The organism is Pseudomonas sp. NFACC41-3 (genome assembly GCF_900109505.1).
GTDB lineage: Bacteria > Pseudomonadota > Gammaproteobacteria > Pseudomonadales > Pseudomonadaceae > Aquipseudomonas > Aquipseudomonas chlororaphis.
Genome location: NZ_FOAE01000003.1, coordinates 509,899 through 521,722, shown reverse-complemented (window position 1 = coordinate 521,722; position 11,824 = coordinate 509,899). Strand labels below are relative to the sequence as shown.

At 64.2% G+C, this 11,824-nt stretch carries 10 protein-coding genes; 2 read left to right on the top strand and 8 right to left on the bottom strand.

The window, feature by feature from the left end; all coding sequences use genetic code 11:
* The 3 genes from BMY68_RS16665 to BMY68_RS16655 form a co-directional block, all read right to left on the bottom strand.
* A complete protein-coding gene (locus BMY68_RS16665) occupies positions 1-1,077 on the bottom strand; it encodes a putative 2-aminoethylphosphonate ABC transporter ATP-binding protein (RefSeq protein ID WP_085532955.1) in 1,077 nt (358 codons plus the stop codon).
* A 286-nt stretch (positions 1,078-1,363) separates the two neighbouring features.
* On the bottom strand, positions 1,364-2,227 hold the full coding sequence (locus BMY68_RS16660; protein ID WP_007930341.1) for a LysR family transcriptional regulator: 864 nt from the start codon (positions 2,225-2,227) through the stop codon (positions 1,364-1,366).
* Between the two features lie 16 nt (positions 2,228-2,243).
* Positions 2,244-4,619 carry a heavy metal translocating P-type ATPase gene (locus BMY68_RS16655; protein WP_085532953.1) on the bottom strand — a complete coding sequence of 792 codons (2,376 nt, stop codon included), beginning with the start codon at positions 4,617-4,619 and terminating at the stop codon, positions 2,244-2,246.
* An 85-nt stretch (positions 4,620-4,704) separates the two neighbouring features.
* Between BMY68_RS16655 and cadR the strand changes: the two genes are divergently transcribed.
* Positions 4,705-5,154 (top strand): Cd(II)/Pb(II)-responsive transcriptional regulator, encoded by a 450-nt coding sequence (gene cadR / locus BMY68_RS16650; RefSeq protein WP_007930346.1) that lies wholly within the window; start codon positions 4,705-4,707, stop codon positions 5,152-5,154.
* 149 nt (positions 5,155-5,303) lie between these two features.
* Here cadR and BMY68_RS16645 read toward each other — a convergent pair whose 3' ends face one another.
* The 3 genes from BMY68_RS16645 to BMY68_RS16635 form a co-directional block, all read right to left on the bottom strand.
* A complete protein-coding gene (locus BMY68_RS16645; RefSeq protein WP_009046065.1) occupies positions 5,304-6,275 on the bottom strand; it encodes a thymidylate synthase in 972 nt (323 codons plus the stop codon).
* A gap of 47 nt (positions 6,276-6,322) precedes the next feature.
* On the bottom strand, positions 6,323-7,144 hold the full coding sequence (gene lgt, locus BMY68_RS16640) for a prolipoprotein diacylglyceryl transferase (RefSeq protein ID WP_009046066.1): 822 nt from the start codon (positions 7,142-7,144) through the stop codon (positions 6,323-6,325).
* A 78-nt stretch (positions 7,145-7,222) separates the two neighbouring features.
* Entirely contained in the window at positions 7,223-8,005 is a 783-nt protein-coding gene (locus tag BMY68_RS16635; protein ID WP_053263017.1) for a sulfite exporter TauE/SafE family protein, read from the bottom strand.
* A gap of 123 nt (positions 8,006-8,128) precedes the next feature.
* Between BMY68_RS16635 and BMY68_RS16630 the strand changes: the two genes are divergently transcribed.
* Positions 8,129-8,875 (top strand): NRDE family protein, encoded by a 747-nt coding sequence (locus BMY68_RS16630; protein WP_085533187.1) that lies wholly within the window; start codon positions 8,129-8,131, stop codon positions 8,873-8,875.
* A 72-nt stretch (positions 8,876-8,947) separates the two neighbouring features.
* Here the strand turns inward: BMY68_RS16630 and ptsP are convergent, their stop codons facing one another.
* Positions 8,948-11,227: a phosphoenolpyruvate--protein phosphotransferase gene (gene ptsP, locus BMY68_RS16625; RefSeq protein ID WP_009046069.1), complete on the bottom strand. Its 2,280-nt coding sequence runs from the start codon at positions 11,225-11,227 to the stop codon at positions 8,948-8,950.
* A 22-nt stretch (positions 11,228-11,249) separates the two neighbouring features.
* Entirely contained in the window at positions 11,250-11,729 is a 480-nt protein-coding gene (locus tag BMY68_RS16620) for an RNA pyrophosphohydrolase (protein ID WP_007927344.1), read from the bottom strand.
* Positions 11,730-11,824: the final 95 nt, after the last annotated feature.

Genomic DNA, 11,824 nt, shown 5'->3' with positions numbered 1-11,824 from the left:
TCAGGCAAACACCTGCAGGCTGCGCGGCGGCAAGGCGACCCAGATGTCCTGGGCGCCGAGGCGCGGCATGGCTTCCGGGGCCAGCTCGGCCAGCAGTGGATGGCCGGGCAATTGGTTGAGTTCGAAACTCATGCGGCAGCGGTTGCCGAGGAAGGTGATCTCCCGGACCTTGGCCGGGAACAGGTTTTCCTCGTGCACCGGCGGGTTGACGCTGATCGCCTCCGGGCGGCAGAACAAGCGGCCCGAGGCGGCCTTGCCGGAGTCGGCCGCCAGCCGCAGGTTCATCCCGCCGACCTGGGCGTGGCTGTCGCTGCTGCGGCGGAACGGCAACCAGTTGCCCTGGCCGACGAATTCGGCAACGAACGGGGTGGCCGGGCGATCGTAGATTTCCTGCGGCGTGGCGTATTGCTCGACCTTGCCGTTGTTCATCACCGCGATGCGGTCGGCCATCAACATGGCCTCGTCCTGGTTGTGGGTGACCATCAGGGTGGTGATACCCAGGCGCCGCTGCAGCTGGCGCAGCTCGGTGCACAGGTGCTCGCGCACCCGGGCATCCAGCGCAGACATCGGCTCGTCCAGCAACAACAACGAAGGCGCCGGGGCCAGGGCGCGTGCCAGGGCCACCCGCTGCTGCTGGCCACCCGACAGCTGGCCGGGGTATTTCTTTTCGCTGCCGGTCAGGCCCACCAGTTCCAGCATCTGCGCCACGCGCTTGCGCACTTCGTCGCGGCCGCTGCCGGCCAGGCCATAGGCGATGTTGGCTTCGACGCTGAGGTTGGGGAACAGCGCATAGGACTGGAACAGAATGCCGTAGTCCCGGGCCTGGGGCGCCAGGTGCGAGACGTCGCGGCTGCCCAGGTACAACTCGCCCCGATCCTGGCGCTCGAGGCCGGCGATGCAGCGCAGCAAGGTGGTCTTGCCGCAGCCCGACGGGCCGAGCAGGCACACCAGCTCGCCGGCCGCCACGTCCAGGGAGACGTTATCCAGCGCGGTGAAAGCGCCAAAGCGTTTCTGCATGCCGCGCACTTTCATCGACGCGCCGGGGTTGCTCAGGGCAGTTGCGATCGGGTGGTTCATGGACGGACCTCATCAAGCAGATGCAGGCCATCCTAGGGCGCGAATGCGTAGTTACTGTGGCAGTGAGGCAAAAGCTGCCGATAGTGGTATTGGCGGATTTGGGTTCAAGAGAACGCAGAGCCTTGTAGCCGCTGCCGAGCCCGCGAGGCTGCGAACGGTTGCGCAGCAACCGCAGGTCCGACAACGCGATCTGGCGAGGTAACCGCAGGGCGCCTTTTGCGGGCGCTGCGCACCCGTTCGCAGCCTCGCTGCGCTCGGCAGCGGCTACGGATGAGGTGTGGGCGGATCAGGCTGGCGCCATTTCCTGCGCCAGCCCGAGGAAGGCCGCCGGCAGGCGCGCGCCCTTGCGCTCCTTGAGGCAGTACAGGTATTCGGCGATCTGCGGCGCGTTCTCGATGGTCAGCACCCGCAGCTGCGGATCGTGGGGGACTTCCTGACGGGCAATGATGCTGATGCCGATATTGCGCAGCACCGCCTCGCGGATCGACTCGCGGCTGCCGATCTCCAGCAGCGGCCCGAAGCTGACCCGGGCGCTGTCGAGCAATTCCTCGGTCAGGCGCCGAGTGGTGGAGCCCGGCTCGCGCATCAACAGGGTATGCCCGGCCAGGGCGTTCAAGGGCACATGATCGAGGGCCGCCAACGGATGATTGCGGTGTACCGCCAGCACCAGCGGGTCGCTGCCAAGCACCCGGCGGATCAAGCGCGAATCTTCCAGCAGCTGCGAGGACGCGGCAATGTCGACCCGGTATTCCTCCAGCGATTCCAGGACCTGCTGCGAGTTGCCGATTTCCACCGACACCTCCACCTGGGGCAGGCGCTCCCGGAAGGTCTTCACCAGATCGAGGATGTAATACGGCGCCGTGGCGGCGATCCGCAGGGTGCCTTGCAGCTGGCCGCTGTTGCGCAGGAAAAACTCGATATCGGCTTCCTGCTGCAACAGCGCCTTGACCATCGGCAACAGCCGGGCGCCCTCTTCGCTGACGCTGAGGCGGCGGCCGCCGCGATAGAACAGCTCGACCGCATATTGGCTTTCCAGATGACGGATCTGGGTGGTCACCGTGGGCTGGCTCAGGCCGAGCTTTTTCGCCGCCAGGGTGATGCTGCCCAGGCGGGCCACCAGGTAAAACGCCTTCAGCTCGGCACTCAGCACTGCGTCCTCTCATCGTCTATTTGCGCAACAGGCGCAAACCGTTGAAGACCACCAACAGGCTGACGCCCATGTCGGCGAACACGGCCATCCACATGGTGGCCAACCCGAAGAAGGTTACCCCAAGAAAGATCGCCTTGATGACCAGGGCCAGGGCGATATTTTGCACGAGGATGTTCGAGGTCTGGCGGGACAGCCGGACAAAGGCCGGAATCTTGCGCAGATCGTCGTCCATCAAGGCGACATCGGCGGTCTCGATGGCGGTGTCGGTGCCTGCCGCGGCCATGGCGAAACCGATCTCCGCGCGGGCCAGGGCCGGGGCGTCGTTGATGCCGTCACCGACCATGCCGACCCGGTGCCCTTGGGCGTACAGGTCTTCGATGGCTTGCAGCTTGTCGGTGGGCAACAGGTCGCCGCGGGCCTGATCGATGCCCACCTGGGCGGCGATGGCTTCGGCGGTGTGCGGGTTGTCGCCGGTCAGCATCAGGGTCTTGATACCCAGCTCGTGCAACTGCCGGATCGCTTCGCGGCTGGACTCCTTGACCGTGTCCGCCACGGCGAACAGGGCCAGGGGGCCGACGCTGTCGAGCAACAGCACCACGGTCTTGCCTTGTTTCTCCAGGGCGAACAGCTTCTCTTCCAGCTCCGGCGAGCACAGCCCCAGTTCCTCCACCAGGCGGTGATTGCCCAGGTGGTAGAGCTGGCCGTTGATTTCGCCACGCACACCGCGGCCGGCCAGGGCTTGGAAGTTATCCACAAGGTGCAGGCTCAGCTGCTTATCCACAGCCGCATTGGCGATGGCCAGGGACACCGGGTGGTCGGAACGGGACGCCAGGCTGGCGGCGATGGTCGGGGCGCTGCTGTCCGCCAGCGGGTCGAGGGACAGGAAATCGGTCTGCACCGGCTTGCCGTGGGTGATGGTGCCGGTCTTGTCCAGCGCCAGATAGTCGAGCTTGTAACCGCCCTCCAGGTAAACCCCGCCCTTGATCAGGATGCCTTTGCGCGCCGCCGCGGCCAGGCCGCTGACGATGGTCACCGGAGTGGAAATCACCAGCGCGCAGGGGCACGCCACCACCAGCAGCACCAGGGCGCGGTAGATCCAATCGAACCAGGCGGCACCCATGAACAGCGGTGGAATCACCGCCACGGCCAGGGCGAAGGCAAACACCGCGGGGGTGTAGATTTTCGAGAAGCTGTCGACGAAGCGCTGGGTCGGCGCGCGCGCGCCCTGGGCTTGTTCCACGGCATGGATGATCCGCGCCAGGGTCGAGTTGTTGGCCGCCGCGGTCACCTTGTACTCCAGCGAGCCGGCCTGGTTGATGGTGCCCGCGAAGACCTTGTCGCCCAGGGTCTTTTCCACCGGCAGGCTTTCGCCGGTGATCGGTGCCTGGTCGATGGTCGAGCTGCCGGCCACCACCTCGCCGTCGAGGCCAATGCGTTCACCCGGACGTACCCGTACCAGCGCGCCCAGCTCGATGCTTTTCGCTTCCCGTTCGACCCAACTGCCGTCTGCCTCCTGCACCGTGACCCGTTCCGGGGTCATCTGCATCAGGCCACTGATGGCATTGCGCGCGCGGTCCAGGGACCGGGCCTCGATCAACTCGGCCACGGTGAACAGGAACATCACCATCGCCGCTTCCGGCCATTGGCCGATCAGCACCGCGCCGGTCACGGCGATGCTCATCAAGGCGTTGATGTTGAGGTTGCGGTTCTTCAGGGCGATCCAGCCCTTCTTGTAAGTGCCGAGGCCACCACTGAGGATCGATACCAGGGCGATCACCGCCACCACCCAGGTCGGCGCGGCGCTGGTGAAGTGGATCACTTCCGCGGCCAGCGCGCCGATGCCGGACAGCGCCAGCGGCCACCAGTGCTTTTTCACCGGCACAGCGGCCGGGGCATCGGACTCGCCGCCCAGGCCGATGGGCTCGGCTTCCATGCCCAGGGACTTGATGGCAGCGATGATCGGGGCGACGTCTTGCAGGTCGTGGGTCACGCCCAGCACCCGGTTGATCAGGTTGAACTCCAGTTGCTGCACACCCGCCAGCTTGCCCAGCTTGTTCTGGATCAGCGTCTGCTCGGTCGGGCAGTCCATGGCCTCGATGCGAAAGCTGCTCAGGCGCGCATTGGCGCTCGACGCCGCGCTGAGCACAACCCGCGATGGCGCGGCGGCCGACGAACAGCAGGAATCGCCATGGCTGGCAGCCTGGGGCTCGCTCAACTGGACCAGCGACGGCGCTGAACAGCAGGAACCGCCGTGGCCAGCATGGTCGTGTTTTTTCAGCGGATGCAGTTTGGTGCCATGGCCGTGATCGTGATCGTGATCGTGATCGTGATCGTGGCCAGCATGCTGGGAGTCAGCGCCGGGCTTGCCGTGGGTGTGCAGGGAATCGCTCATAAGGTCGCGTCCGAAAAGGTGCCTGTTGCCAAGTGAACACCCTGTAGCCACTATAGGGTCAAGCACCCTTTCGGAGATTGTCGCGATGAAAATTGGCGAGCTGGCGAAACTGACCGACTGTCAGGTCGAAACCATCCGTTACTACGAGCGCGAAGGCCTGCTGCCGGAACCGGCCCGCAGCGAGGGCAATTACCGTCTGTATACCCAGGCCCACACCGAACGCCTGACCTTCATCCGCAACTGCCGCAGCCTGGACATGACCCTCGAGGAAATCCGCAGCCTGCTGAACCTGCGCGACAGCCCCCAGGACCAGTGCCAGAACGTGAACGCGCTGATCGACGAACATATCCACCACGTCAAGGCGCGGATCGACGGGCTGCTGGCCTTGCAGACACAGCTGCTCGACCTGCGCCAACGCTGCAGCGAAGGGCCGGACCTGGATCAGTGCGGGATTTTGCAGCGCCTGGAAGTCAGCGGCTCGGTGGCGCCCAGCGAGGCCGAGGACTCTCATGTGGGCCGTAGCCACGGGCACTAGAAACGACGCGGGCCAGACTCGCTCCTACACAGAGGCAGATGCCGTATCGACCACGTGTGGGCGTGGTCTTCGGGATTGCTAGAAGAGGCCCTGCGGGCCTTATCGCAGCCTGCGGCAGCGGCTACAGGAGCCGCCGCCGGGTATCTCGCTCAGACCGCCATCGGCGCGGTCATCGGCGCGTGGTGCTCGTAGCCTTCCAGCGAGAAGTCGCTCGGCTCGACCTTTTCCAGCCACTCCGGCTCGTACACGCCGGTCTTGGCGAACTCCGGTACACGCTCGGAAATCACCAGCTTCGGCATCGGGAACGGCTCGCGCTTGAGCTGCTCGTTGAGCATATCCAGGTGGTTTTCGTAGACGTGGGCGTCACCGATGAAATAGGTGAACCAGCGCGGGGTGTAGCCGGTCAGGCGACCGATCAGGCTCAGCAGCGCGGCGCCTTCGGTGAGGTTGAACGGCGTGCCCAGGCCCAGGTCGTTGGAGCGGATGTAGAGGGTCAGGGAAATTTCCCGGGTCTCGACATTCGGGTGGAACTGGTACAGCAGGTGACACGGCGGCAGGGCCATTTCATCCAGCTGGGCGCAGTTCCAGCCGTGGAACAGGATACGGCGGCTGCCCGGGTCCTTGATGATGGTATCCACACACTGGCGCACCTGGTCGATGGCCTTGTACAGCACCACATAGGCCTGGCCGTTTTCCTCGCCTTCGGCGATCTGCCGGTAGCCCTGGTTCAGGGTCTGCTCGATGGCGGCCGGGTTGCTCAGGGGGATCTGCTTGTACGCCGGCCACTTGCGCCATTGCACGCCGTAGATCTCACCCAGGTCGTCCTCGCCCTGGCGGAAGGGGTTGGCCAGCCACTGGGCGTTTTCGTTGGCGTTCTGGTCCCAGACCTTGCAGCCCAGGGCACGGAATTCGGCGGCGTTGTTCACCCCACGGAGGAAACCGCACATCTCGCCGATGGCCGACTTGAAGGCCATCTTGCGGGTGGTGATCGCCGGGAAACCGTCTTTCAGGTCGTAACGCAGCATCGCGCCGGGGAAGCTGATGGTGTTCACGCCCGTGCGGTTGGCCTGCTTGGTGCCGTTCTTGATGACGTGGGCGACCAGATCGAGATATTGCTTCATGTATTACCTGTGTCCTTGAAGGCAGGGCTCGCGCCCTGCGATCCGAATTAGAGCGCGGCGTCTTTCGCCACCGGTGCCGCTGGAGCGCGGTGATAGGCCAGCCAGATCAGGAACAGGCCGCCAACGATCATCGGCAGGCACAGCACCTGGCCCATGGTCAGCCAGTTCCACGCCAGATAGCCCAACTGCGCATCCGGGACCCGGACGAACTCGACGATAAAACGGAAAATACCGTAAAACAGGGCGAACATCCCGGAAACCGCCATGGTTGGACGGGGTTTGCGCGAGAACAGCCAGAGGATGAGGAACAACGCCACGCCTTCCAGGGCGAACTGATACAGCTGCGAAGGATGGCGCGGCAGCTGGGCCGGGTCGCTGAACGGCGGGAAGATCATCGCCCACGGCAGGTCGGTCGGCTTGCCCCACAGCTCGGCGTTGATGAAGTTGCCGATGCGCCCTGCGCCCAGGCCGATCGGCACCATCGGCGCGACGAAGTCCATCAGCTGGAAGAACGACTTGCCGTTCTTCTTGCCGAACCACAAGGCCGCGAGCATCACCCCGATGAAACCGCCGTGGAACGACATGCCGCCTTTCCAGACCTCGAAGATCAGCGTCGGGTTGGCCAGGTAGGCGCTCAGGTCGTAGAACAGCACATAGCCCAGGCGCCCGCCGACAATGACCCCCATCGACATCCAGAACACCATGTCGGAGAGCTTCTCCTTGGTCCAGGTCGGGTCGAAGCGGTTCAACCGGCGCGACGCCAGCAGCCAGGCGCCACCGATGCCGATCAGGTACATCAGGCCGTACCAGTGAATTTTCAGCGGACCGATGGCCAGGGCCACCGGGTCGATCTGCGGGTAAGGCAGCATTGCGACTCCTCGTTAGAGTGAAACTCGATTGCGCCGCGACCATGTCACGCGCGGATTAAGCCAGGATTGCGGAACCTGTCAGAGCAGGAACGTCAGGCCGACCACAAACAGCAGGCCGGCGAACAAGCGCTTCAACAGGCGCGCCGACAGCCGATGGGCCAGGCGCGCGCCGAACCGGGCAAAGACCATGCTGGTCAGGGCGATGCCCAGCAGCGCCGGTAAATACACAAAACCCAGACTATGGGCCGGCAACAACGGATCATGCCAGCCCAGAATCATGAAACTTATTGCACTGGCCACGGCAATCGGCAAACCGCAGGCCGAGGACGTGGCCACCGCCTGCTGCATCGGCACGCTGCGCCAGGTCAGGAACGGCACGGTCAGCGAGCCGCCGCCGATGCCGAAAATCGCCGAGGCCCAGCCGATCACACTGCCGGCCAGGGTCAGCCCGAGCTTGCCGGGAACGTCGCGGCTGGCCTTGGGCCGCAGGTCCAGGGTCATCTGCAGGGCGACCACCAGGGCGAAGACGCCGATGATTTTCTGCAGGTTCGGCCCGGAAATCGCTTCGGCCGTCAGCGCCCCGACTCCGGCGCCGAGCAGGATGCCCAGGGTCATCCAGGCAAAGATCGGCCAGCGCACCGCGCCCCTGCGCTGGTGTTCGCGAACCGCGTTGACCGAGGTAAAAATGATGGTCGCCAGCGACGTACCAACGGCCAGGTGGGTCAGGATCGACGGATCGAAACCTTGCAGGGTGAAGCTGAACACCAGCACGGGAACGATGATGATGCCGCCACCTACGCCAAACAGACCGGCCAATATGCCCGCGCAGGCCCCCAGCAGCAGATAGAGCAGAAATTCCATGGAGGCACCCCGAAAAGAGAGCGGCATGGTAACGGATGCACGGCCCTTGGCTCCACTGGATGGCGATGGATACCCAGTCGTTCTGTGCGTAAAGTGAGCAAAAAACACAAAAGGGACAACCTGATGTGCTTGATCGTATTCGCCTGGCGGCCGGGCCACGCCCTGCCCTTGATCGTCGCGGCCAACCGTGACGAGTTCTACGCCCGCCCCAGCCTGCCGTTGGCGCAATGGCCCGAAGCCCCCGATATCTATGCCGGGCGCGATCTGGAAGCGGGCGGCACCTGGCTCGGCCTGGGCGCCGACGGACGCTTCGCCGCCCTGACCAATATCCGCAATCCCCATCAGCCCCCCGCGCGCCGCTCCCGAGGCGAACTGGTGGCGCGTTTTCTCAGCAGCAAGATATCGATAGACGACTATTTCAGCGACGTTGTCGGCCGATCGCTGGAATATGCCGGCTTCAACCTGCTGGTGGGCACCCCCGATCAGCTCTGGCACTACAACGCCCAGGCCCGTGAGCCGCAGCAACTGGGCAGTGGCGTGTACGGCCTGTCGAATGCCGGCCTCGACACGCCCTGGCCCAAGCTGCTCAAGGCCAAGGCAGCATTACAGGAAGTACTGGACGACCCGCAGCCCCAGGCTCTGCTCGCCCTGCTCAGCGATGCGCAGACCGCGCCGTTTGCCGACCTTCCCGATACCGGGGTCGGCCTGGCCACCGAGAGCCTGCTGTCGAGCGTGTTTATCGCCAGCCCTAGCTACGGCACGCGGGCCAGCACGGCGCTGATCGTCCGGGCCGATGGTTCGAGGCACATAGTCGAGCGCAGCTTCGGGCCCTATGGTGGGCATCTGGGGGAAGTGGAGCTGAGGGTTTAGCGGAGGCTATCGCGAACAAGCCCGCTCCAGCAGCTGTAGGAGCGGGCTTGTTTGCAATGGAAACAACGGAAACTAAAGGGTCTTGGCCGACGCCGGATTGATCATCCGCGCCAGGCCCAGGTTTTTCAGCGCCAGTTGCAGCGAGCTGTGGATAACTTGCGGGTTGTCGATGGTCATCAGCTCGGCCAGCAATTCCTTGGCCTTGCTGAGATTGATCTGACGCAGCATCCACTTCACTTTCGGCAGGTTGGTGGCGTTCATCGACAGGCTGTCGAAGCCCATCGCCATCAACAGCACCGCCGCCGCCGGATCGCCGGCCATCTCGCCGCAGATACTCACCGGCTTGCCTTCGGCATGGGCGTCGCGCACCACAGTCTGCAAGGCTTGCAGCACCGCCGGATGCAGGTAGTCGTAGAGGTCCGCCACCCGCGGGTTGTTGCGGTCCACGGCCAGCAGGTACTGGGTCAGGTCGTTGGAGCCGACCGACAGGAAGTCCACCTGGCGCGCCAGCTCCTTGGTCTGGTACACCGCGGCCGGGATCTCGATCATCACCCCGATCGGCGGCATCGGCACGTCGGTGCCTTCGTCGCGTACTTCGCCCCAGGCGCGGTGGATCAGGTGCAAAGCTTCTTCCAGCTCATGGGTGCCGGAAATCATCGGCAGGAGGATGCGCAGGTTGTTCAGGCCTTCGCTGGCCTTGAGCATGGCGCGGGTCTGGACGAGGAAAATCTCGGGATGGTCGAGGGTGACGCGAATGCCGCGCCAGCCGAGGAAGGGGTTGTCTTCCTTGATCGGGAAATACGACAGTGACTTGTCGCCGCCAATGTCCAGGCTGCGCATCGTCACCGGTTGCGGGTGGAAGGCCGCGAGTTGCTCGCGATAGATCGCCAGCTGCTCCTTTTCGCTCGGGAAGCGTTGGTTGATCATGAACGGCACTTCGGTGCGATACAGGCCCACGCCTTCGGCGCCACGCTTCTGCGCCCGCGCCACGTCCGCCAGCAGGCCGGTGTTGACCCACAGCGGCATGCGGTGGCCGTCCAGGGTCACGCATGGCAGGTCGCGCAGAGCATCCAGGCCCTGGGCCAGTTGCCGTTCTTCCTCGACCACATCGGCGAACTGCTTGCGCAGCACGTCGCTGGGGTTGGTGTAGACCTCGCCGTGGTAGCCGTCGACGATCATCTGGATGCCGTCGACTTTCGAGTACGGCAGGTCGACCAGGCCCATCACCGTCGGAATGCCCATGGCCCGGGCCAGGATCGCCACATGGGAGTTGCCCGAACCCAATACCGAGACCAGGCCGACCAGCTTGCCTTCGGGCACCTCGCCGAGCATGGCCGGCGTCAGTTCTTCACTGACCAGGATGGTGTTGTCGGGGTAGACCAGGGTCTGCTGGCGCTCTTCCTGCAGGTAGGCCAGCAGGCGCCGGCCCAGGTCCTTGACGTCCGACGCCCGCTCGCGCAGGTAGGCATCGTCCATCAGCTCGAAACGGTTGACGTGATCGGTGACCACCTGGCGCAACGCGCCCTGGGCCCATTGGCCGGTCTTGATCACGGTGGTCACTTCGCTGCCCAGAGAGGCATCGTCGAGCATCATCAGGTAGACGTCGAACAGCGCCCGTTCTTCGGGACGCAGCTGGGTGGCGAGTTTTTCCGAGAGGGTGCGCATGTCGGCGCGCACGCCTTCGATGGCGGTCTTGAACAACGCCAGCTCGGCGTCGATGTCGGTAATGCTCTTGTCAGGCACCACATCCAGGTCGGCCGGCGGCAGCATGACCACCGCGGTACCGACCGCCGCGCCAGGCGAGCCGGGCACGCCGACGAACTTGGCTTCCTGGATGCCCTTGCCCTGGCGGCCCAGGCCACGGATCGAACCGGTGGCTTCGGCATGGGCGATAACCCCCGCCAGCTGGGCGCTCATGGTCACCAGGAAGGCTTCTTCGCCCTCGTCGAACTGACGACGCTCCTTTTGCTGGATGACCAGGACGCCGACGACCCGGCGGTGGTGAATGATCGGTGCACCGAGGAAGGAGGCATAACGCTCCTCGCCGGTCTCGGCGAAGTAGCGATAACGCGGGTGATCGGCGGCGTTTTCGAGGTTCAGCGGTTCTTCGCGCGTACCGACCAGGCCGACCAGACCTTCGTTGGGTGCCATGCTGACCTTGCCGATCGAGCGCTTGTTCAAGCCCTCGGTGGCCATCAGGACAAAACGGTTGGTCTCCGGATCCAGCAGATAGACCGAGCAGACCTGGCTGCCCATGGCCTCTTTGACGCGCAACACAATAATCCCCAACGCCGCCTTGAGATCCTTGGCGGAGTTAACTTCCTGGACGATCTTGCGCAGCGTATTGAGCATGGCTCGGGGTCGAACTCCGTCGTCAGTCGCGCGCTAGAAGGCGCGGGGCAAGCTCTTTGAGAGCGCGGCGGTAAACCTCGCGCTTGAATGTCACCACCTGGCCCAACGGATACCAATAACTGACCCAGCGCCAGCCATCGAACTCCGGTTTACCGGTCAAATCCATCCGCACCCGCTGCTCGTTGGAGATCAGGCGCAGGAGAAACCATTTCTGTTTCTGGCCGATGCACAGCGGTTGGCTGTGGGTACGGACCAGGCGTTGCGGCAAACGATAGCGCAACCAGCCCCGGGTGCAGGCGAGAATTTGCACATCTTCGCGTTCCAGGCCTACTTCTTCGTTCAACTCGCGGTACAAAGCGTCTTCCGGCGTCTCTTCGGGGTTGATCCCCCCTTGCGGAAACTGCCAGGCATCTTGATTGATACGGCGAGCCCATAGCACCTGGCCGGCATCATTCGTCAGAATGATCCCGACATTGGGGCGGAAACCATCGGGGTCGATCACGGCAACAACCTCGCAAACGCATGTCGCCGCATTGTTCCACAAAGGTTGTGAAAGCAGCAACGAGGCTTCCTACCTTATGTGCACTCTTGTGAAAA